Genomic DNA, 22180 nt, shown 5'->3' with positions numbered 1-22180 from the left:
TCCGCAGGAGGTTCGAGGGTCGCCGATAATTACATGCAGTGAAGTCTAATGAGTACGGCGGCGCAAGCGGCAGGTGGGTTCACCCTGACCTTGAAGCCGTGTCGCGACGACCTAGCGAGCGCTGTTCGCCGCTCGTTCCCGCGCACGGATCTGATTGCGCTCGTCCTGAGCGGCCCACCGCAGGGCGAGGATGACTGCCAGTGCAAGCACTGGGATCTCGCCCAGGGCCCAGGAGACGGCTCCGCCCATCTGCTGGTCGGCGACCATACCGGCCCAGTGCGGTGACGCGGTGCTGAAATGGTCAGCCGCCAGTGGGGCGCCGGAGCTGAGCAGGAAGAGCCCGAAGGCGGTGTGAAACACCGTGGAAGGCAGCAGCAGTGCAAGTCGCAGCGGATGCGGTGGGCGAAGCGGACCTGGGTCCAGCCCGATCATCGCGTTGGTGAACAGGTAACCGATGAGGGTGAAGTGGACGATCATGACCACGTGCGCCACGTGGCTGCGCAGTGCGAGTTCGAAGAGCGGCGAGAAGTAGAACACCGCCATCGCCACGACCACGTGAAGCGCAGCGACGACCGGATGCGCGAGGAACTGTGCCCAGCGCGCGTGCAGCGCTGCCAGGAGCAGCTCACGCGGACCTGCCGTCCCGTCTGTGCGGCGGGGCAGGGCACGCAGCCCCAGTGAGACCGGAGCAGACAGCGCCAGGGGGATCGGGAGCACGGAGAGCAGGATCATGTGCTGCAGCATGTGCACGCTGAACACGGACTCTCCGTAGACGCCGGGCCCGCCGTTGGTCACCCAGACCAGCACAGCCATGGCGATGAGCCAGCTCGCGGTCCTTCCGGCAGGCCAGGCATCTCCTCGGCGGCGCAGTCGGCGAACCCAGGACACATAGACCCATGTGCCAGCACCTGCCAGAAGCAGGAACAGCGGGTCGATCTGCCACTGGGTCAGGAGACCGGTGAACCACGGATCCGGCAGCGCGAGCAGCTCGGCGTTCTCAGCGAGGTTCGACTGCGGGACGGGCGGTGGGGTGGTGCCCAGGGTGACAGACACCCCCATCACAGCCGCCATGATCAGCACCTCGACGACGATCAGTCGCCGAAACGGTCCGCTGTGACCCCCGTCGGCGTGTGCCAAGGCCGGCAGGGTCACGCGTCGGTGCCACCACCCGGCGATCCCTAGCAGGAGGAACGCCCCGAGCTTGACCAGGATCAGCTGTCCCCAGAGCGTGGAGACGAGCTCCACCGGGTCGGTCACACGGATCAGCAGGCTGCACGCGCCGGAGAGCACCACCATGGCGACCGCCCAGCCTGCGATCGTGGAGAACCGTCCGGCAGCGCTCACCAGGTTCTCTCCCGTGCGGCTCGTGGAGACGAACAGCACGATGAGCCCACCGGCCCACCAACCAAGGCCCACAAGATGCAGCCACATCGCGGAGACCGCCAGGTCGTGGTTCCCGGCGCTGCCGGAGTGGCCCAGTCCAGCGATCGGGATGAGTGCCAGGATCGCGGCCGCCGCAGCCCATCGGGCCCCGGCCGGAGTCGAACTGAGCACGGCCAGGACAGCGGTCAGCGTCGCGAGCATGACTGCCCATGCCAGCAGCGATCCCAGCTCGATTCCCACCACGAAACCGACGAGCAGCTCGAGGTATCCGGGGCCCGCGATCGGCGTCCCCATCATGGATGCATGAGCCAGCAGCAGGTACAGCGTCTGTGCCAGTGCCCAGCAGAGGGCTGCTGCGGCACTGATCGCCGCAGCACGGTGCCAGGCCTGCGTGTTGGGGGCCAGCACAGCACCACAGAGAGTCAACCCGCCCAGAGCGACCATGCCCGAGAGTCGGACGATCAGCGTGGTCACGGGGAGCCCCCAGCGGACGAACGCTCCGGGATCCACCAGTGCCTGCGGGACGGCAGCTCCGTTCAGCACGGCGCCCGCGAGTGTCACGAGCAGGGCCACCAGGGAAGCAGCACCCAGCAGCGTCGGTGCACTCAGACCGCCCCTGGAGCCGCCTCTGGATCCGGTCAGGGACCGGGCCCAGGGGCGCGGCCGCGAGGACGCCAGCTTCTCGGGACTGGTCTCCGATGCCTTTCTCGCGTTGACGCTCATCCCGCCACGTCCTCGACGACTGGGATCCGGGTGTGCATCCCCTGGGCCTCGTGCCCGGTCAGTGTGCACACCAGGTGCAGCTCCTCCCCCTCGACGGCGAATATCTCCATCTCATAGGTCTCTCCCGGGTCGAGGGCGGGCGTGGCCCAGCTGCCCTGCTCCCCGTGGATGACCACGTCGTGGCTGGTGCCGCCGGTGTTCGTCACGCGAACATCGACCGGACCAGCCAGCACCGTGATGCCGCCGGTCTCCACGCTCCACTCGGTCAGGCCGAGCAGCAGCTCCGACGTCGCCGGCGCGGACGTGGCCGCAGCGCTGGCAGAAGCGGTGCCGGCGAGGGCCTCAGCGGGCTCAGCCTGCCCGCAGGAGGCGGTCAGCAGCAGGAGGAGACCCAGTCCAGCGCCGAGGGGGCCGCGCGGCGTCGTCCCGGTCATGGCAGCGGGTCCCGGAGGATCTGGCCCTGTTCCTGAAGCTCGGTGATCTGCTCCACGGCAGGGTTCTCGGGGTCGAGTTCGGCGAACTGGGCGAGCAGCCGCGCGGATCTCTCGGGCTGTTCTTCGCGCAGCAAGGCGCCCAGCAGCAGCAGACTGGGCGCGTGTGCCTCGTCGACCGCGAGTGTCTCCTCCAAGACGGCGACCGCTTCGTCGACCTGCTCGTCGCGGACCAGCGCGAACGCGTAGCGGTAGCGCAGATCCGGATCCATGGGCTGCAGCCGAACCGCGGCCGCATACTCCTGTGCCGCCGCGGCCGTGTCGCCGGACTGCTCCAGGGCACCCGCCAGAGCGAGCCTGCGCGGGGTGTCCCCCGGCGAGTCCTGAACGGCGGCCCGCAGCACCGCAACGGTGTCTGCCGAGCCGGTGTCCTCTGCGTGACCTGCCGTGGCGGTGGGGCGGGGGGCCGTCTCCGCCGTGGTGCTGACCCAGACCGCGGCCATGACGGCGACCGTGACAGCTGCCAGCAGCGGCACCAGCCAGCGCCGGGAACGTGCCTGGCCCCGAAGCCCGACGACCACGGTCGCCGCGGTCAGGACGAGTGGGAACCCCCACAGCAGCCATCCGTAGCCGCGCCGCGGAGGCTCCAGCAGCACCTCGTCGCCGTACCGCTCGGCGAACCAGGAGCGGACCTCCTCGGGGGAACGGCCCTGCTCCAACTGGTCCCGCACGGTCTGGCGCATCGCGTCGGAGAGCAGCGCCGCTGAATCGGCGATGCTCTCTCCGGCACAGGTGGGACAGCGCAGGCTCTGCGAGACCTCGCGCGCAGTCTGCTCCGGCGTCTCGGGACCCTGTCGGACCGCCGCGGAGACCAGCGATGCGACGGCGAAGATCACCACCGCAGCCACGATCAGCCAGCGCAGGAGTCGCTTCACGGTCGGTCCTCCTCGGCTTCGGGAACTCCGCGGACCAGCGGCTCCACCGTGGACTCCACCCAGGCCTGGTCCACCGCGCCGAAGACGTGATCCACGATGTGTCCCTGACGGTCGACGACGAAGGTCTGCGGCATCCCGAGCACGCCCCATTCCACGGCGAGCGTGCCGTCGGGATCAACGATGCTGGGGAACGGGACACCGGTCTCCTCCACCAGTCGCGCGGCAGACTCTGGCCGGTCACGGACATTGATCCCCATGACCTGGAACCCTTCATCCTGCAGGGACTCCTGTGCCGCGGCGAGCACCGGCATCTCATCCCGGCACGGGGCACACCACGACGCCCAGGTGTTCACCACGATGACATCACCGGCATGGTCGGAGATGTCACGCAGCTGACCGTCAAGATCCGCTCCCACCAGCGGGGGCGCCTCGCGGGGGCCCTCGGGCTCGCTCTGACAGCCCGCCAGCAGCAGCGCGGCCGCGGCGAGCGCCAGCGTGGGCAGGAATCCCCGGCGGGTCATCGGGTTCCCTGCGACACGATCCGGACCTCGCTGGTCTCCGGGGCCGGTCCTGACCGGCGGTGCGCGGAGCTGCGCCGACGGCGCGGCCATCCCGCGATCAGGGCACCGAGGATCATCAGGGCGGCGGAGCTCCAGATCCAGCCCACCAGCGGGGTCACCGCCAGCCGGAGCGTGACCAGCCCCTCCTCCTCGTCCAGGTCCAGGAGCGTCACATAGACGTCACGCAGCGGCTCGGTGCGGATCTCCGGTGCTGCCAGCATCGTGCGTTCGGTCTCGTACCAGCGCAGCTCTGGTTCCACCGTGCTGAGGAAGTCGCGTCCTTCGCCGAGCGCGACCGTCGCCCGCGCCACGCTGCGGCGCCCCTCCTCCTCCCCCTCCAGTCCCAGGACGGTGGCCGTCGTCGTCCCTGCCGTCACGGTGCCGCCGACCGGGACGGTCTCCTGGCTCACGGTCCCCAGGCCGCCTCCCAGCACGGCCACCGCAGCGATCGCCATGCCGGTGTGAGCCACCCATGCCCCGACGGCGTGCCTGTCACGTCCACGCCGTGTGCCGCCGACCGCCAGCAGGCTCGCTGCGGCGAAGCCTGCGATCCCGGCGCCCACGGCCAGCCACACGTCAGTGAAGAGGAGCGCGACGACGCCGAGGACCAGGGCACCGGCGAGCAGGGGCAGGAACGCGCGGCGCCCCAGGGCGGCCCAGCTTGTGCCGCGCAGCGGAACCCAGGGGCCCAGCGCCATGGCCACCAGCAGGACGAGTGCCAGCGGGGCGAGCGTGCGGTGGTACCAGGGCGGACCCACCGAGAGCCGCTCCCCGGTGACTGCTTCCAAGACGGTCGGCAGCAGTGTCCCCACGAGCACCACCAGCATGATCAGGACCAGCAGGGTCCGGTTCAGCCGCAAGAGGTTCGGCCGCGACAGGAGCGGCGAGGTCGAGACCTCGGCGAGGCTCCGCCGCCGCCGGTGCAGCGGCACCAGCCAGGCCGCCGAGGCGAGCAGGACGATGACCAGCAGGGTCGGCCCGAGCGAGGAGGTGGTGAACGCGTGGATGCTCTCCACCACGCCCGAGCGGGTGATGAAGGTTGCCAGCAGCACCAGCACGAAGCTGGCTCCCGCGAGCGCGGCGGCCCAGATCCGCCAGCTTCCCGTCCGGGCGCGGGGCGCGACCGTGTGCAGCAGCGCAGTGGCGGTCAGCCAGGGCAGCAGCGAGGCGTTCTCCACCGGATCCCAGGCCCAGTACCCGCCCCAGCCCAGCACCGCGTAGGACCACCAGCCGCCGAGGACTATCCCGGCCGTCATGAGCATCCAGGACACGAGCGTCCAGCGGTGGAGCCGGTCCGCCCACCGCGCGTCCATCTCCCCGCAGACGAGTCCGCTGAGCGCCAGGGCGTAGGGCACCGCCAGGGCGAGAAATCCGCCGTAGAGCAGCGGCGGGTGGATGCCCATTGCGACGTGGTCCTGGAGCAGCGGGCTGGGCCGCGCGGTGATCGCCGCCTCGGGCACTGCGAAGGGCGAGGCCATCAGGGCCACGACGGCGAAGGCCGCCACGAGCAGGCCCAGCACGAGACCGGTCACGGCGTGTCCGCGGGTCGGTTCGGGGTGCCCCGATCTCCAGGGGCGCAGAGCCACCATCGCCACCATCGAGAGGATCAGCAGCCAGAGCAGCAGCGAGCCTTCCAGCGCGGACCACAGTGCCGTGACGCGGTAATAGATGGGGAGCTCTGGGCCGGCGACCATGGCGACGTAGTTCAGCGCGGTGTCATGCCGCAGCAGCGCCGTCTCGACGAGGACCACGGCGGCCGACGTCGCGGCGAAGGCGACCACGGCCCCCCAGTGACCGGCAACCTGCAGCGTCTGTGGCCGCCACCCTGCCGGGCTGCCTCGGAGGATCCCTGCCCAGGCCGCTGCCCCGACCAGGGAGGCCGCCAAGACCAGAGCCAGCAGCACCGTGCCGAGACCGGTCATGGTTCCTGAGCCTCCGGTGCTCGGTATTCGTTGGAATGGCGCAGCACGATCGTCTCGGCGTCGATCGTGCCGTCCGGCCGCAGGATGCCGTCTATGACTGCGCCCTCCCCTTCCCGCACCACATCCGGGAACCGTCCCGGGTACCTCACGGCGACGTCCCGCGCTCCATCTGTCACGACCATTCTCGAGCCGCCGGGCGACTCCACGAGCGAACCCGTGACCACCATTCCCCCGAGTCGTATCCCGTCCCCGCCCTGGACGGCGCCCTCCTGCACGGTCTCTTCGAGTTCGCTCGGGGTCCGGTAGTAGGAGATTCCGTCCTCAGCCGCCGAGAGACCCAGGGCGACCACTCCGGCGCAGGCCGCGACCAGCACACCGAGCCGGATGGCGCGGGGCCGTCGCTCGCCGGAGGAGGGTTCCTGTGCCATCAGCGCACCCGGTCCTGCTCGGCGCGCTGAGCCGCAGCCGTCTCGTCCCGGGGCTCGGACGCTGAGCCCGAGGAGCCCAGGGAGCCCGGGGAGCCCGGGGAGCCCGGGGTTGACGCCCCCGTCGACGCGCCCGTCGTCGGGGCAGCCTGCGCCCAGCTGGCAGTGGCAGCCCGCTGGTTCACCGCCCAGACCGTGAGGAGGGAGAAGGTGAGCATGGACGCGCCCAGGGCGAGGAGCATGAGCAGCTCCATCGGCGGGTCCAGGCTCGGGGCGAGGATGGTCGGCGGCTGATGCAGAGTGCGCCACCAGAGCACCGAGAAATGCACCAGGGGCACTGTGAGGAAACCGGCGGCGCCGATCGCCGCGTGGGCCTGCCGACCTCGCCGGCCGTGTGCGAGTCCACCAGCTGCGAGGTAGGCGACATATACCAGGCCCATGACGACGGTGCTGGTGACCCGGGCGTCCCAGGCCCACCAGGTCCCCCAGGTCAGCGCCCCCCAGATGCTCCCTGTGACCAAGGTGAACCCAGTCAGCAACACGCCGATCTCGGCCGCGGCACGGGCTTCCTCGAGGTGGGCGTCGTCTCTGCGAAACAGCTGCCGGATGCTGAGCGCCGTCACCATGGTGAAGCACAGGTAGGCGCTCCACGCCGCGGGCACGTGGAGGTACATCAGCCGCTGTGCCTGACCTTGGACGGCGTCCGGCGGCGCGAGCACCGCCGCGAGCGGGAGCGTGAGCAGTCCCGCGAGAAGCCCGGCGGCGAGCAGCCGGCGCCGCGCCGGACTCATTGGTCGTAGAGGAAGGCGGCGATGTCGCGGGCGTCCTGTTCGGTGACCCCCATGTTCGGCATGGCGGTCCCAGGCTGGATCTCCTGCGGTGTCTGTATCCATCGGATGAGCTCCTCGGGACGGTTGGGCAGTTGTCCGGCGATGTAGAGCTCCTCGCCGAAGTCGGTCAGGTCAGGGCCGAAAGAGCTGGCCACGCTGTCCACGTCGTCGATGACGTGGCAGGAGGCGCAGCCATATTCGAGGATGGCCGCCCGGCCGGCCTCTGGGTCGCCCCCTGGCACCGGTCTGGGTTCGGCCTCCTCTGCGGTGCCGCACGCGGACAGCACCGCGGTCCCGGCGAGCGCGAGAATCATCGCTGCGGTGCGTGCCAACGGGCTCTCACAGGTCATCAGCAGACCTCCATCACGAGGGGCATGGCTCCGATGAGGACGATTCCGTAGGCGAAGAACACGGCCAGGATCGCTCCGGTCAGGGCCAGGAAGCGCAGGAGCGACGCTTGGGCGTCTCGGACTGCTCGATAGTCGCGGACGCTCACGACGCCGCTTCCTGCTGTGACCACCAGCAGCACGGTGTTGATCGCGAGCAGGGTGGCCAGCAGCGCAGTGCCCGGGACGGGAGCCCCTGCGGTGATCGCGGCGGTGCAGGTGAAGTCCTGGACCAGCCAGGACAGTCCCAGCGAGGCGGTCCAGGCGACGGGTGGAACAAGCAGCGGCATGACAGCTCGCCAGGTGCCGCGCGCCGTGGCATCTGGCTGGTGGACTGCTGCTGCGGCGCGTGCCATATCAGATCACCACCCGGGGCATGAGATCTGTGGCGGCCCAGCTCATCGCCCAGCCGAGCAGGACCGCGAGCCACATGATCGAGGCGTTCTGCAGCACCAGGGCGGGTCGCAGGTCGCGCGTCTGCCGCAGCCGCGCGATGACCGCGGCGACGGTGGCGCCGAGGGCGAACAGCACCGCCAGAGCCTGAATGGCCAGCAGGAGCATCACGGAGGAGTTGTACGCGTGAACGGTCGGGTCCAGGCCCGCGCCGAACCAGATGGCCCCAAGCAGCACCAGCGCGATCACTCCTGCGATGGTCGATGCCAGCGCAGCCGTCAGGTGTGTTCCGCGGGCGCCGGTGGCGGTGTGCTCCTCGGGGACGCACCGGGCGGCCCCCCATCGCGTGGCGGCGAAGCCTGCACCGGCGGCCACGCCCACCCCGAGGGTCAGCACCGGTGCGTCCAGCGTCTGTGTGGTCCAGCTCCCGGAATTGACCTGCAGGAACAGGGCGCTGAGCACGATCGTCGCCACGCCCACCAGGAGCACTGCGACAGCGCACCACGCGGCCCACCAGCCGATGGCCCGGGACCCTCGGGCCTCCACGGGGAATCCTCCGATCGGAGCCGTCTCTGTCTCGTTGTTGTCGGTCTCGACCCGGTAGGACCACCCGATGAAGCCGGCAACCATGACTGCGGCACCCACGGCGCTGATCCAATACACCTCGGTGAGCAGACTCAGGACGATCACGAGGATGCCTGCGGCGGGGACCGCCGGCCAATAGGTCGGTTCTGCCAGCCGCAGGGTCCCCTGCGGCTCGGCAGAGAGGACGCTGGTCAGTGGCGTGGCGCGGAAGGTGGCGGGCTGGCGGTCAAATGCCTCGTGCATCGCGCGCTGGGAGCGGGACATCGGCTCGCCGGAACTCCACTGCGGATGCCGGTCGGTCACGACGGGGATCGTGGGCCAGTTCGAGGAGGAGGGAGGAGAATCCGTGGCCCACTCGAGCGTGTCGCCTCCCCACGGGTCGCGGGGCGCCTGCGGACCGCGCCTCCACGCGTACACCAGAGCAGCCGTGAAGATGAGGACGCCGAGGGCCAGCACGAATGCGCCGATGGTCGAGAGCAGGTTCACGACCTCGACGCCCATATAGGTGTCGTAGGTGTACACCCGGCGGGGCATGCCCCACAGACCGGCGAGATGCATGGGGAAGAACGTGATGTGGAAGCCGAGGAAGATCAGCCAGAAGCTGACATGCCCGGCCACCGGGTTGGCCATGCGTCCGGTGAACTTCGGCCACCAGTGGTAGAGGGCCGCGAAGATGGGGAAGAGCAGACCTCCGATGATGACGTAGTGGAAGTGGGCCACCACGAAGTAGCTGTCGTGCACCTGGGAGTCGAAGGCCGCCGAGGCCACCATGACTCCGGTGATGCCTCCGGCCACGAAGGTCACGATGAACGCCAGTGCGAACATCATCGGCACGGTGAACCGGGGTCTGCCGAGCCACAGCGTGGCGATCCAGGCGAAGATCTGGATCCCGCTGGCCAGTGAGATGGACATGCTCGCAGCGGTGAAGAAGGTCAGCGTCAGCGGCGGCAGTCCGGTGACGTACATATGGTGCACCCACAGGCCGAGGCTCATGATCGCCGTCGTGATGACAGCGACCACCACGAAGGGGTAGGCGGCCAGCCGCTGGTTCGCGTGGACCGGGATGACATGGCTGATGATCGCCGCTCCCGGGAGAAACATGACATAGACCTCCGGGTGGCCGAAGATCCAGAACAGATGCTGCCACAGCAGCGGGTCCCCACCGGCGTCTGGGTCGAAGAACGCAGTGCCGACGGTGCGGTCGAGCTCGAGCAGCACCGAGGCGACGATCAGCGGAACAAAGGCCACGATGATCAGGACAGCGACCGAGAGCATCGTCCAGGCGAAGACCGGCATCTTCTCCAGGGACATCCCCGGCGCCCGGGTCTTGAGCACGGCCACGATGATCTCGATGGCGGCTCCCACGGCCGCGATCTCCGCCAGGGTCAGCCCGAAGAGCCAGATGTCCATCGACTTGTCTGCGAATTCCGGGCCACTGAGCGGCACATAGGCGAACCAGCCTGTGTCCGGCACCATGCCGACGAGGAAGCTGCTGTAGAGCAGGATGCCGCCGCCGAGATAGCACCAGTAGTTGAAGGCGTTATACCGCGGGAAGGGCATGTCTCGCGCACCCACCTGCAGAGGGAGAAGATAGGTCCCCAGACCCTCGAGGAACGGGATCGCGAAGAGGAACATCATCGTCGTGCCGTGCATCGTGAACAGCTCGTTGTAGCTCTCCGCGCTGAGAAAATCGTTGTCCGACTGAGCCAGCTGGGTCCGGAGCAGCAGTGCTTCAAGCCCGCCGACGAGGAAGAATATAAAGGCGGTCACCATGTACCGCTGTCCCACGACTTTGTGCTGGACACTCGTGAACACGCCTTTGAGGCGCGGGTGCGCGTCGTAGACCCGCTCGTCCATGACTGCCGTCTCGTGGGCCATGAGCTACTCCAGACTTTCCAGATAGGCCAGCAGCGCCTGCAGCTCTTCGCCGCCCAGATCGGTTCCGGGCATCTCGTTGCCCGGCTTGATGGCCTGCGGATCGACGACCCATGCGGCGAGATTTCCCGGGTTGTTGGGCAGCGTCCCCGCGGCCAGGGTCTCCCTGCTGGCCAGGTGGGTCAGGTCTGGTCCGGCGCGTCCCTGGGCCTCGGTTCCTGCGATGGTGTGGCAGTAGACGCAGGAGGAAGACATGAACACCTCGCGGCCCTGCGCGACCACGTCCTCGTCCTGCTGGTCCGGAGTGTCCTCCGCGTCGATCGTGTCGGGGTCGTCCCCGGGGGCCGGTGGTTCGACAGCGGGCTCCCCCTGAGCCTGGAGCCAGCTCTCGAACTCCTGCGGCTCATGGGCCACCACGACCAGGCGCATCAGGGCATGCTGCGTTCCGCAGTACTCGGCGCACTGTCCCCAATACGTTCCTGGCTCGTCGGTCTCCAGCCACATGCTGGTGCTGCGTCCGGGGGTCATGTCCATCTTCCCGCCGAGCTCCGGCACCCAGACGCTGTGCACCACATCGGTGGAGCCCAGCTCCAGACGCACCCGCTCCCCCGTCGGAATGTGAATCTCATTGGCGGTGATGACTCCGTGTTCCGGGTACTCGACCTCCCACCAGTATTGATGTCCGGTCACGGTGATGGTGCTGCCAGCGACCTCCTGGCCGGGATCCGTCTTCTGCAGCACCCACACGGACTGGGCCATGATTCCCACCAGGATGGCGGCGGGGATGACCGCCCCCGCCAGAGCCACGAAGAGGACCACCCGTCGTCCTTCCGCCTCGCGCCGACGTCGTCGGATCAGCGTGGCGATCGTCATGCCCACCACGATCGCCCACACCGCAGCGCCCACCCAGAGCATCGTCTGCCAGTGCATGTCGATCGTCTCTGCGTCGGGGCTCATGGGATTCAGCGCCGATTGGCGCTCCGTGGCGCGAGCGCATCCTCCCAGCGCCAGGGCCACGCCGAGGATGGGAAGCAACAGGGCTGTCCGTGTCAGTGTCTTCACGGCTGAACCACCTGAATCGTTCCCACCAGCGGGTCCCCGTCCTGATGACGACCCTCGTAGTAGTACTCCCCTTCGAGCTCCACGACGTGGGCGAAGGCCTCCCCCTCGCGAAGACGCCCGGAGTCGAAAGGCTCGGCACCTTCGGGGATCGCCTGCTGATCAGGCAACAGGTCCCCGCCGCTGGAGATCGCGTGAGCTTGTGCGGAGACGTTCGTCCAGCGCACTTCTGTCCCCGGGGCGACGACGAGGGTCGCGGGTTCGAAGCCGGCGTCGGTGACCTCGACGACAGCGACTCCGGGACCGCCTGGGCTGGCACAGGCGACGGCACATGTCGCAGCGAGCGTCACCGCGAGCACGCCTGCGGCGCTTCTTCCGCCGATCCCGTGTCGCTGCATCCCGCCCTCCTCCCTCTCCTGATCCGCGCGGTCTACGCCAGCAGTTCTGCCGGAGCGTTGAAATATCGGTCTCGGATCGCCTCCGCCGTGCGCAGCGCAAGCGCCCCGGCTGTTCCGGTGGGGTTGGCTCCCGGATTCTGCGGATACAGCGCCGCCCCGGTGACGAACACGTTGGGGGTGTCCCAGACCTGTCCGTAGCTGTTGGTCACGCTGTTGCCCGGATCCGTGCCCATGATCGCCCCACCGGTGGGGTGGGTGCTCTGGTACTGGTCGATGCGGTAGACCCCGAGATCTCGGTCCACCTGCAGTTCGTCGGCGTCCATCGCCCTGACGATCTCTTCACACTTGCCGGAGATGAATCGATGCATGTTGCGTTCGTTCTCGCGGAAGTCGAAGGTGATGCGCAGCATGGGCCGCCCCCAGTGGTCCCGGTACTTCGGGTCCAGGTCGGCAAAGTTTCCCGCGTAGGCCGGGCTGTCTCCCTCGTAGTTGATCTCCCCCACGCCGTCCCATGACTCCTGCAGCATGGACTTCCACTCAGCGCCCCACTCGCGCCCGGTGAAGCCAGCCAGGAGCCCGTTGATGGAACTGACCGGCTCCCGCTGACCGGCCACGGGCTGGATGCGGGCTCCACCGAGGAAGTCCAGGTCGCTGTGGTCAAAGTTGTCCCCGTTGTAGTCATAGACCTGAGCGTTGGTGCAGCCGTTGCCGGTGAACTGGTTGAACCGGCGTCCCCGCCACAGCCCCCGGACCGGAGACTTGTTGATCTGGTAGGTGTAGTTGCGCCCCACCATGCCGCGGTCGTTGCCGATTCCCTCAGGGTGCGCGGAGCTGCGTGCGAGCAGCAGATGCCGAATGTTCTCCAGGGTGAAGGCTGAGCAGATCACCACGTCTGCGGGCTGGAAGTGCTCCCGCCCGCGGGCATCGATATAGCGCACCCCGGTCGCCTGGCCGTCATCGCCGGTTTCGATCTCCAGGACGACGCTCTCGGTGCGCACCTCGTAGCGCCCTGTGGCCAGCGCGGGCGGCAACCAGGTGGTCAGCGGACTGGACTTCGCGCCCACCTCACATCCGTAGCGCGTGCAGAAACCACAGTAGAGGCACCCGGCGCGCACGTTTCCGTAAGGGTCGGTATAACCCTGGGAGAGGATGCCGGACGGTGTGGGAAAGGGATGAAGACCCAGGTCGCGGGAACCCTCCATGAAGAGCTCGCCCAGCGCTGTGCGCGCAAGCGGAGGGTTCGGATAGGGACGCTGCCGAGGTCCTTCAAAGGGATTGCCTCCGGGAAGAATGCGCCCTGCGAGGTTGCCGGCCTGTCCTGAGACTCCGATGTCGTACTCAAAGGCGTCGTAATACGGTTCGAGATCGGCATAGTCGATCGGCCAGTCCTGGACCGTCATCTCCTCCGGGATGCGGTCCGCACCATAGCGTTCGGTGTTGACGCTCTTGTAGTTGAAATCATCCGGCAGAAACCTCCAGGTGAGAGCGGTCCAGTGCACCATGGCACCGCCGAGCCCCTGCCCTGGGTTGAACGTTCCGAACTGACGCATCGGCAAGGACGGCGCGTCCGCGTTGGGCCGCCACGTCCATGAAGATCGCGAGATGTCCTGCATCATCGCAAACCGGTTGTTGAATCGCAGGGCGTCGTGGTTGTGCGCGAAATCGGGGTATGTCCACTGAGAGGGGCCCTGCTCGATGGAGACCATGCGGTGACTGGTCTCGGGAAGGAGCTGGGCAGCCAGGATCGACGCTGTCATTCCTCCGCCGACGGTGACCACGTCGACCCGGTCGTGAGTTTTCATGAGCCTCCCTCAGTGGCTGTGGACGCCGTTGCGCGGCTGTTCCATGGCTCCGCGGCCGCCACCGGCGCGGTCTGGATTCATCGGCGTGAGTCCCTCCATCGATGTCGGCTGCTTATCGGTGCCGTACAACATCTCGCGTGGCGAGTACGAGCGCTGAGCTCCTGGCCAACCGATCATCGTCCAACCGACGAGGCCGCGGTTCCCTCCGTAGACCGGGTCGGAGAACATGCCTTCGATCGTGTCCAGACGGACGGTGTCGAAGAACGCTCCCGGATCCGCGTCGCGAAAGACGGTCTCCGCCTGGTCCATCTCCGCGCTCGAAGGAGCGTTCCCGCCGTTCTCCCCGCTGCCGCCGTTGCCCCCCGAGCCTCCACCGACGTTCGACGTACCCTCACCGCCCTCGCTGCGTTGCTGCACCGCGTCAAGCACCATGAGCAGCGCGTCCTGGGCATCTTCATCCAGGTCTGCGAACAGCGAGCCGGACCGGGTCTGCGCCAGCCGGTCCACCCCTGCCAGCCCAGCACGGTAGAACTCCTGCGGGGTCAGCTCGGACTGGAATCCGTAGCGGTACAGCTGCTCCTCAGCAACGGGCACGGTGTTCCTGTTCGTCTGCGGCTCGTCGCCCTCATACCCCTCGGCGAAAGGGCCCTCGCGGTACGTCGGCTCGGCGAACGCCTCGAACATCTCCAGCTTGCGGTCGATGAATATCGGCACGCCTGCTTGAACTGCGCCTGGGTCCTCGTCGTCGCCGGGGATGATCCGCGCGACCATCGCCTGTACGGTTCTGGACTCCTCCTCGGAGAAGAACACGAACTCGTCCGCGTTCTCCACGCCGGAAGGCGGCAGCGGTCCACGGTCTGGGTCGAGCAGGCTGCTCTCTTGCGGGGTCTCGTGTTCTGCCCTGGACGAGCAGCCGATGAGCGCCAGGCCCCCGACGACGGTAGAAGCGCTCAGCATCGACCGGCGAGATATCGTCGCCCCGAGAAATGTCGGTTCGCGCTTCTCAGCCATAGGTTGTGCTCCCCACGTGACTCCGGGGCTCACCCTCCATCGAGCCCCCAGCGTGATGCCTCTTATGGGAACAGACAGTACGTCAGTCGTTTGGAAAATAACAGAGCGAAAGCGGAGAAGATCCGGAAAACTACTGCGCTTCAAGCGCTGGACGTGGATGATCAGATGGAGCAGATTCCGCGGAATCCTGCGGTTCGGGAAACTACAAAGAATGGCTTGGGCCACTCGTCCGCAGAGTCGGAGAAGAAAGGCCTCCGAGCCAGTGTCGCGGCTCTCGTCACCGCACACCGGCCCGGAGGCCTTCTTCATGTCCCTGAACTGTTCAGGAAGGTGTCCTCAGTGTCCTCACCGCCGGACGGCACGGTTCCTTGCGGTGTCGTCCCGAGTGAGACGAGGCAGGAACGACAGGGCGATCATCGTCACGCCCAGGAACAGGTGCAGCCAGTCATCGGCGCTGTTGAGCGGAACGAAGTTCGCTGTCGACTCCTTGTCGATGAAGAGGCCGTAGAGCCAGAGGAGCAGGTAGACAGCACCGCCCCAGAGCAGGTAGCTCCGCGCGGCGGAGCCGGTGCGGGCCAGGAGGACCCCTGCGATGCCGTACAGCAGGTGCACGATGTTATGCAGGATCGAGACCTGGAAGATGCCGAGCAGCATGGCTTCTGAATGATGGCCGGCGAACTGCATGGTGTCATAGCTGCTGGTCAGTCCCGGTATGAATCCAGCCACCCCGACAACGAGGAAGACGGCGCCGTAGATCAGCGCGGCCAGTTGGACCGGGGACCGATGGGCTCGAGAGCGTTCTGCGGGGGCAGGTGAAGAAGTCATGATCTTTCCTTTCCGCGGTACGTCGATCTGGGTAAATCTGAGCAGAATGTGCGAACAGAATGCCGGGACGTCTCGTTCCGGTCCAGGCCGTCGGATGGTCCCGGCAGGAGATCAGTCGTAGGAGATGAGTTCGACCAGCTTGCCGATTCGCTCCTCCGGCATGGACCGAGCGATGTCGGCCTGGCTGACCATGCCCACCAGGTCGTGGCCGTCGATGACCGGAAGCCGCCGCACCTGGTGGTTCGTCATCGTCGCGATGGCCTCCTCGACGGTGTCGTCGGCGCCGATGGTCGCAGGCTTTCCCTGCGCCAGCTGGCCTGCGTTGACCTGGCGCGGGTCAGTGCCAACCGCCAGGCACTTCAGGACGATGTCGCGATCGGTGATGACGCCCTTGAGCCGGTTGTCCTCGCCGCAGATGGGCAGCGCCCCGACGTCCAGCTCCTTCATCTTCTTGGCTGCTTCTTCCAAGCTCTGGTTCTCACCGATGCATTCAGCGCCGGGGGTCATGATCTCTCGTGCTTTAGCCATGAGGTGCTCCCTTCGTAGAGTTGGGGATCTGAGTCAGCGTGGGTCCTCGGAGTCGATGACGGGCCGGTCGGGTTCATGGGCCACTTCCCGCGGGCCAAGTGGACGGTCTTCGGGGTAGACAGGCTCATCATCGCCGTCGGGCTGTATCGGGGCGGTGGCGGGGTCGATGGTCGGATCGTCGGCCGAGTCCCAGGCCAGAGCGTCTGCCGCGGCGCTCGACGGCGGCCCGTGACCGATCGTTCCGCGCCAGGCGCCAGTCGCGCGACCCTCGGATTCGATGAACTCCTTGAACCGTTCCAGGTCTTTCTCGGCCCGGTTCTTCACCAGGTTCAGCTTGTCGCCGGCCTTCTCGACCCAGTCAGCAGGCTCGTACTCCAGAACCAGGTTGACCCGGGTGCGTTGATCCCCTTCGGCGCTGAACGTGACCTCGCCGGTGTTGGTCGCACCCTCAGTGGCGGTCCACGCGATCTTGCTGTCCGGGACCTGTTCGACGATGTCTGCTTCCCACTGGCGGCGGACTCCGCCGATCTCGGCGACCCATTCCAGGCGCTTCTCGCTCAGCTGCCGGACGCTGGCCACACCGCCCATGAAGCGGGGAAACTCTTCGAACTGGGTCCACTGGTCATACGCCGTGCTCAGCGGAACCTCAACAACAACAGCCTCTTCAACTCTGGTACTCAATGACGTCTCCTCCCGTGGGGGTCAGTCCTTGTTTCACGGCGGCTACTGCCGTGCTGCGCCCGACTCTACCTTTCCCGGCAGGAATCGCAACAGGGTCAGCGCTCAGCCTCTGGTGACGTTTTTCTCGTGACCTCTCTGGGTGATCCGTTCCCCGTGGCGGCGGCAGCGACCCGCTCCCACAGGCTTAGAAGACGAAGTGGATCAGCACGCCGATCGCGAAGGCGGATATCGCCAGTCCCGCCAGCCCGAACTCCACCAGGATCCCCAGGCCCATGGCCCGCAGCGCGTGCAGACTCGCGGTGCCGGCGGCGCGCCAGTCGCGGTCGCGGCGGACATATTCGGCCCCGAAGAGCCCTGCGGCGAAGCCGATGAACAGACCCAGCGGCGGGAGCAGGAACAGGCCCGCGATGGCGGCGGCGATCCCGATCAGGATCGGGCCGCGGGGGATCTGCTGGCGGTGCAGGCTCCGGCCGGTCAGCACGGTGGAGCCGCTCCATCCTGCGATGGCCAGGATCATGCCGATCACCGCAGCGATCCAGGGCACCGGTCCGCCGAGCAGGAACGCCCAGACCGGCAGGGTCAGGATGATCAGCAGAGATCCCGGCAGCACGGGCAGGACGACGCCGAGCGCACCGGCGATCAGCAGCAGACCAGCGATGACGGTGGCGACGGCCTCAGTGGCGGTGGAATCGAGCATGAGTCTTCCGACTCACTCCCATTCGATGGTGCCTGGCGGCTTGGAGGTGACGTCCAGGGTGACCCGGTTGACCTCTTCGACCTCGTTGGTGATCCGGTTGGAGATCTTCGCGAGCAGGTCGTAGGGCAGCCGGGACCAGTCGGCGGTCATGGCGTCCTCGGAGGAGACCGGACGCAGCACGATCGGATGCCCGTAGGTGCGGCCGTCGCCCTGGACGCCCACGGAGCGGACATCGGCGAGCAGCACGACCGGCATCTGCCAGACCTCCTGGTCCAGACCGGAGGCGGTGAGCTCCTCGCGGGCGATCGCGTCGGCCTTGCGCAGGATCCGCAGCCGGTCCTCGGAGACCGAGCCGATGATCCGGATGCCCAGGCCGGGTCCGGGGAACGGCTGACGCTGGACGATCTCGGCGGGCAGGCCGAGCTCGGCACCGACGGCGCGGACCTCGTCCTTGAACAGCGCGCGCAGCGGCTCGACCAGCTTGAAGATCATGTCCTCGGGCAGGCCGCCGACGTTGTGGTGGGACTTGATGTTCGCCGCACCCTCGCCGCCGCCGGATTCGACCACGTCCGGGTACAGGGTGCCCTGGACCAGGAACTCGACCTTGGCGCCGTCGGCCGCTGCCTCTTCCAGGACTGCCTTCTCGGCCCCCTCGAAGGCGCGGATGAACTCCCGACCGATGATCTTGCGCTTGGTCTCGGGATCGGTGACGCCCTCCAGCGCGGAGAGGAAGCGCTCGCGCTCATCGGCCACGTAGAGCTTGGCGCCGGTGGCGGCGACGAAATCACGCTCCACCTGCTCGGCCTCGCCTTCGCGCAGGAGGCCGTGGTCGACGAACACGCAGGTGAGCTGGTCCCCGATGGCCTTCTGCACCAGGGCTGCGGCCACGGCGGAGTCCACCCCGCCGGAGAGTCCGCAGATCACGCGGGAGTCTCCGACCTGGGCGCGGATCGCGGCGACCTGCTCCTCGACGATGTTGCCTGTGGTCCACTCGGGCGTCAGACCTGCGCCGTTGTAGAGGAAGTTCTCGATGACCATCTGGCCCTGGGGCGAGTGGCGGACCTCGGGGTGCCACTGCACCCCGTAGAGCTTGCGATGCTCATCGGCGAAGGCCGCCACCGGCGCGCCCTCGGAGGAGGCGAGCACCTGGAATCCTTCGGGGGCCTGCTGCACGGAGTCGCTGTGCGACATCCACGTGGACTGGACCTGATCGGTGCCGGTGAGCAGCGAGTGCGGCGCGTTGACGCTGCGCACCTCGGTCTTTCCGTATTCGCGATCGCCGGTGCGGGCCACCTCCCCGCCGAGGCTGTGCGCCATGGCCTGGAATCCGTAGCAGATGCCCATCACGGGGATGCCGGCCTCGAAGAGCTCGGTCTCCACCTCGGGGGCGCCCTCGGCGTAGACCGAGGAGGGGCCGCCGGAGAGGATCACCGCGGAGGGGTTGCGCGAGATGATCTCGGAGGCGGGCAGCGTGTGCGGGACGACCTCGGAGTAGACCCGCGCCTCGCGCACCCGGCGGGCGATGAGCTGGGCGTACTGCGCGCCGTAATCGACCACGAGCACGGTCTGCGCCTCGGAGTTCGACCGCTCGACGGCGGGGACGGCGGAGTGTTCGGATGCAGGCTGAGAAGTCACCTTCCCATCCTAGCGGTCAGCGTGTGCCGGGCGTCTCGGGCATCCCGCGCATCGCGGATCCCCCTGGGACGCCCATCGATTGGGCGCAATACGTCGCTATGAGCGCCTCCGGACGCCGCTATTCCACCGCATCTCGCCCAAGAGATGTAGGGCACGACGTGGGGCATGGGGCACGGGCGTAGGACGCGGGGTGTGGGGCGTCGGGAAGCGTGGGAGCCCGAACGGGGGTCCTCCGCGCCGGGCGCGGCCTATGATGCGTGCATGACTCACCGGGACACGCAGCCGCAGCGACGGAGCCAGCGGGCGGAGGTGCAGCGGCGCACGCTGATCGTCGTGGTGTGCAGCCAGATCCTGGGCGGCGCCGGCCTGGCAGCGGGGGTCACCGTGGGGGCGCTGCTGGCCCAGGACATGCTGGGCTCGGCGGGCCTGGCCGGGCTGCCGATCGCGCTGTTCACGCTGGGCTCCGCGCTGGCGGCGTTCACAGTGGGTCGGCTCACCCAGCGCTGGGGACGTCGGATCGGGCTCGGCATCGGGTTCACCGCCGGCGGGCTGGGGGCCATCGGCGTGGTGGTCGCGGCAGTGGCGGACCAGGTGCCGCTGCTGTTCCTCGCACTCTTCATCTATGGCGCCGGCACCGCCACGAATCTGCAGGCCCGCTATGCCGGCACCGACCTCGCCCCGGAAGCTCGACGCGGCACGGCGATCAGCATCGCCATGGTCGCCACCACCCTCGGCGCGGTGGCGGGCCCGAACCTGGTGGAGCCGCTCGGGGATCTCGCGCGGAGCCTCGGGATACCGGCGCTGGCGGGACCGTTCCTGCTCGCCGCGGTGGCGTACCTCGCGGCCGGGCTGATCCTGTTCGTCTTCCTGCGTCCGGACCCGTTCCTGCTCGCGCGGGAGCTCGCCGCCGCAGACGACGACGCCCCGGTCACGTCCGCCGAACCCCCAGCCCCCGTAGATGCCTCGGTGATTGCCCCGGCCACCACCCCAGTCGTCACCGCCGAGGCTCCCTCCCCCGCAGACCCAGGCGCCCCCGCGCCGAAGCCGGAGACGGGCGCCTACATCGGCGCGACCGTCATGGTGCTCACTCAGATCGCCATGGTCGCGATCATGACCATGACACCGATCCACATGCTCGCGCACGGCCACGGGCTCGGCGCAGTGGGACTGGTGATCAGTCTGCACGTGGGCGCCATGTGGCTGCCCTCCCTGGTCACCGGGGTGCTGGTGGACCGGCTCGGCCGGATCCCGATGAGCATCGCGGCGGCCGTGATCCTGCTGGCCGCCGGGGCGGTGGGCGCCGTCGCACCGGGGGACTCCCTGGGGCTGCTCATCCTGGCGCTGGTGCTGCTGGGAGTCGGCTGGAACGTGGGACTCATCGCCGGCACGGCGCTGGTCGTGGACTCCACTGTCCCGGAAAACCGTCCGCGCACCCAGGGCAGCATCGATGTGCTGATCGCCCTGGCCGGAGCCGGCGGCGGCGCGATGTCCGGGATGGTCGTGGCCGCCACGAGCTTCGCGCACCTCTCGCTGGGCGGCGGGCTGCTCGCCCTGCTGCTGATTCCGGTGCTGTTCTGGGCGCACCGCTCGCGCAGCCTCCCGGCCAGCACCACTCAGTAGCGGCGCACGGCCTCGGGGTTCGCCTCCATGTCGACGCGCACCTCGCGGGCGATCTTGCGCTCCACCACGAAGCTCAGGAACGGCACCACGCCGCCGAGCACGATCGTGACCAGCCGGCCGACCTTCCAGTTCATCAGGTACCAGAGGCGGAACCCGGCGATGATGTAGATGACGTAGATCCAGCCGTGGATCACCGCGGTCCAGTAGGAGATCCCGGTGCCGTCCACCACGGATTCCTTCGGGTAGAAGCCCAGCGTGTTCTCCGTGCCCTCGGCGGTGGTGCCCCCGGCGTAGAGCTCGTAGCCGAAGCCGTAGTCCATGATCATCTTCGCCACGAGGATCAGCAGCATGATGCCGGTGACGAAGGCGAAGACCTTGTAGAAGGTCAACGACCCCTGGATCTGCTGGGCGGTCCCGGCGAAGCGGCGCTGCTTGGGCCGCGGGGGCGCGGGAGGGATGTCATCAGCCGTGTGCGGGCCGGTCGTGGGAGATTCACTCATGCGTGGTCAGTCTTTCGTTCGGTTCTGCTCTCGCAGCGCGAGCTGCTCGGCCCGCCACTGCTCCTGCCATTCGCGGTCCAGCCGCGCTTCCTCGAGCTGCTTCTCGTGGTCATCCTTGACCAGGCGCCACCACAGGTAGAAGGCGAACCCGGCGAAGACCACCCATTCCACGCCGTAGAAGAGGTTCAGCCAGTTGACGCCTGAGGCTTCGGGCTGGGGTCCGACCGCCACCGGTTCAAGGCCCGAGGACGACGACGCCGCCCCCACCTCTTCTCCCCCGGCGTCGAGGACCTGGAAGGCCACCACGAAGCCGGAGTATCCCGGCTGATCCCAGACGTTGATCAGCTCTGCCGGGGAGAGGGTCGGGAGCACCTGCATCCCGGCGGCGTCAGGTTCCCTCGGGCCGGGCCCAGGCGCCTCAGGCGGCAGCAGTCGACCCTGGATCTCAAGCGTCTCCCCCGCGGGCAGCGCGTCCGCCTCAGCAGGATCGGCCACCCAGCCGCGCACCACAGGGATGATGTTGTCCCCCGGGGCGTCCTCGGGGCGGAACGCGCCGACAACCCAGTAGCCGGAGTCCCCGTTCTGCAGGCGCTCATCGATGAGCACCTGGGTGTCCGCGAGGAACTCTCCGCGGAAGTCGACGATCCGGTCCGCCTCAGCCACGCTCATCGCCTGTTCGGGCTCGTGGACCTCGGTCAGCGGCACGGCGGTCTCGGTGATGTCCTCTGTGGGAACCGGTTCGGTCTCGGACTGGCTGAACTGCCAGGCGCTCAGCACCACGAAGACGGTGGCCAGAACCAGCGCGAGGACTAGAGTTCCGATCCATTTGGGCTGCAGGGCGGTCTTGAGCACCCACCAAGGATACGCGCCGAGCGTGGGGCAGGAGCGCCGTCGTCGTGATATTTCTACAAACGGTAGAAAAACCCGCGAAACGTATGACTTTCACCGACGATTTATCCCTGAACGCCACCTGGTG

General features: G+C 68.0%; 22 protein-coding genes. 1 reads left to right on the top strand and 21 read right to left on the bottom strand.

The window, feature by feature from the left end:
- Positions 1-111 precede the first annotated feature (111 nt).
- The 19 genes from H4W27_RS02950 to guaA all read right to left on the bottom strand — a co-directional run bounded on the left by H4W27_RS02950 (position 112) and on the right by guaA (position 19012).
- Positions 112-2106: a cytochrome c oxidase assembly protein gene (locus tag H4W27_RS02950; RefSeq protein ID WP_192594613.1), complete on the bottom strand. Its 1995-nt coding sequence runs from the start codon at positions 2104-2106 to the stop codon at positions 112-114.
- Entirely contained in the window at positions 2103-2540 is a 438-nt protein-coding gene (locus H4W27_RS02945) for a cupredoxin domain-containing protein (protein ID WP_192594612.1), read from the bottom strand. The genes H4W27_RS02950 and H4W27_RS02945 overlap by 4 nt, the downstream gene beginning before the upstream one ends.
- A complete protein-coding gene (locus H4W27_RS02940) occupies positions 2537-3472 on the bottom strand; it encodes a cytochrome c-type biogenesis protein CcmH (protein ID WP_192594611.1) in 936 nt (311 codons plus the stop codon). Before H4W27_RS02940 ends, H4W27_RS02945 begins: the two co-directional genes overlap by 4 nt.
- Positions 3469-3993, bottom strand: coding sequence for a TlpA family protein disulfide reductase (locus tag H4W27_RS02935; RefSeq protein WP_192594610.1), 525 nt, complete (start codon positions 3991-3993; stop codon positions 3469-3471). Before H4W27_RS02935 ends, H4W27_RS02940 begins: the two co-directional genes overlap by 4 nt.
- The gene (locus H4W27_RS02930; protein ID WP_192594609.1) at positions 3990-5954 is read right to left on the bottom strand and encodes a cytochrome c-type biogenesis CcmF C-terminal domain-containing protein; all 1965 of its coding nucleotides are present in this window, start codon (positions 5952-5954) and stop codon (positions 3990-3992) included. The genes H4W27_RS02935 and H4W27_RS02930 overlap by 4 nt, the downstream gene beginning before the upstream one ends.
- Positions 5951-6382 (bottom strand): cytochrome c maturation protein CcmE, encoded by a 432-nt coding sequence (locus tag H4W27_RS02925; protein ID WP_192594608.1) that lies wholly within the window; start codon positions 6380-6382, stop codon positions 5951-5953. Before H4W27_RS02925 ends, H4W27_RS02930 begins: the two co-directional genes overlap by 4 nt.
- Positions 6382-7170: a cytochrome c biogenesis protein CcsA gene (ccsA, locus tag H4W27_RS02920; RefSeq protein ID WP_192594607.1), complete on the bottom strand. Its 789-nt coding sequence runs from the start codon at positions 7168-7170 to the stop codon at positions 6382-6384. The genes H4W27_RS02925 and ccsA overlap by 1 nt, the downstream gene beginning before the upstream one ends.
- A complete protein-coding gene (locus H4W27_RS02915) occupies positions 7167-7559 on the bottom strand; it encodes a c-type cytochrome (protein ID WP_192594606.1) in 393 nt (130 codons plus the stop codon). The genes ccsA and H4W27_RS02915 overlap by 4 nt, the downstream gene beginning before the upstream one ends.
- A complete protein-coding gene (locus H4W27_RS02910) occupies positions 7559-7951 on the bottom strand; it encodes a hypothetical protein (RefSeq protein WP_192594605.1) in 393 nt (130 codons plus the stop codon). Before H4W27_RS02910 ends, H4W27_RS02915 begins: the two co-directional genes overlap by 1 nt.
- 1 nt (position 7952) lies before the next feature.
- Complete coding sequence (gene ctaD, locus H4W27_RS02905; protein WP_192594604.1) at positions 7953-10451, bottom strand: cytochrome c oxidase subunit I; 2499 nt, start codon at positions 10449-10451, stop codon at positions 7953-7955.
- Between the two features lie 3 nt (positions 10452-10454).
- Positions 10455-11510, bottom strand: a complete 1056-nt coding sequence (coxB, locus tag H4W27_RS02900; RefSeq protein WP_192594603.1) for a cytochrome c oxidase subunit II — start codon at positions 11508-11510, stop codon at positions 10455-10457.
- Positions 11507-11905: a hypothetical protein gene (locus H4W27_RS02895; RefSeq protein ID WP_192594602.1), complete on the bottom strand. Its 399-nt coding sequence runs from the start codon at positions 11903-11905 to the stop codon at positions 11507-11509. Before H4W27_RS02895 ends, coxB begins: the two co-directional genes overlap by 4 nt.
- Positions 11906-11937: 32 nt before the next feature.
- Entirely contained in the window at positions 11938-13707 is a 1770-nt protein-coding gene (locus H4W27_RS02890) for a GMC family oxidoreductase (RefSeq protein WP_192594601.1), read from the bottom strand.
- A gap of 9 nt (positions 13708-13716) precedes the next feature.
- A complete protein-coding gene (locus tag H4W27_RS02885; RefSeq protein WP_192594600.1) occupies positions 13717-14664 on the bottom strand; it encodes a gluconate 2-dehydrogenase subunit 3 family protein in 948 nt (315 codons plus the stop codon).
- Positions 14665-15063: 399 nt separating this feature from the next.
- A complete protein-coding gene (locus H4W27_RS02880; RefSeq protein ID WP_192594599.1) occupies positions 15064-15543 on the bottom strand; it encodes a DUF4383 domain-containing protein in 480 nt (159 codons plus the stop codon).
- A 111-nt stretch (positions 15544-15654) separates the two neighbouring features.
- Positions 15655-16071, bottom strand: a complete 417-nt coding sequence (locus H4W27_RS02875; RefSeq protein ID WP_192594598.1) for a CBS domain-containing protein — start codon at positions 16069-16071, stop codon at positions 15655-15657.
- A 33-nt stretch (positions 16072-16104) separates the two neighbouring features.
- Entirely contained in the window at positions 16105-16752 is a 648-nt protein-coding gene (locus H4W27_RS02870; RefSeq protein WP_192594597.1) for an SRPBCC family protein, read from the bottom strand.
- Between the two features lie 184 nt (positions 16753-16936).
- Positions 16937-17449 (bottom strand): DUF456 domain-containing protein, encoded by a 513-nt coding sequence (locus H4W27_RS02865; RefSeq protein ID WP_192594596.1) that lies wholly within the window; start codon positions 17447-17449, stop codon positions 16937-16939.
- Positions 17450-17461: 12 nt separating this feature from the next.
- Positions 17462-19012 carry a glutamine-hydrolyzing GMP synthase gene (gene guaA / locus H4W27_RS02860; RefSeq protein ID WP_192596386.1) on the bottom strand — a complete coding sequence of 517 codons (1551 nt, stop codon included), beginning with the start codon at positions 19010-19012 and terminating at the stop codon, positions 17462-17464.
- A gap of 333 nt (positions 19013-19345) precedes the next feature.
- On the opposite strand from guaA, the gene H4W27_RS02855 reads away from it, so the two are divergent.
- Complete coding sequence (locus H4W27_RS02855; RefSeq protein ID WP_192594595.1) at positions 19346-20704, top strand: MFS transporter; 1359 nt, start codon at positions 19346-19348, stop codon at positions 20702-20704.
- On the opposite strand, the gene H4W27_RS02850 is transcribed toward H4W27_RS02855, so the two are convergent.
- Together H4W27_RS02850 and H4W27_RS02845 are read right to left on the bottom strand one after the other, a co-directional pair.
- Positions 20698-21204, bottom strand: coding sequence for a DUF3817 domain-containing protein (locus tag H4W27_RS02850; protein ID WP_192594594.1), 507 nt, complete (start codon positions 21202-21204; stop codon positions 20698-20700). The two genes, H4W27_RS02855 and H4W27_RS02850, sit on opposite strands and share 7 nt — an antisense overlap.
- A gap of 6 nt (positions 21205-21210) precedes the next feature.
- A complete protein-coding gene (locus H4W27_RS02845; RefSeq protein WP_192594593.1) occupies positions 21211-22056 on the bottom strand; it encodes an SURF1 family protein in 846 nt (281 codons plus the stop codon).
- Positions 22057-22180 lie beyond the last annotated feature (124 nt).

The organism is Nesterenkonia lutea, from assembly GCF_014873955.1.
GTDB lineage: Bacteria > Actinomycetota > Actinomycetes > Actinomycetales > Micrococcaceae > Nesterenkonia > Nesterenkonia lutea.
This window is presented reverse-complemented; position numbering and strand designations above follow the sequence as displayed.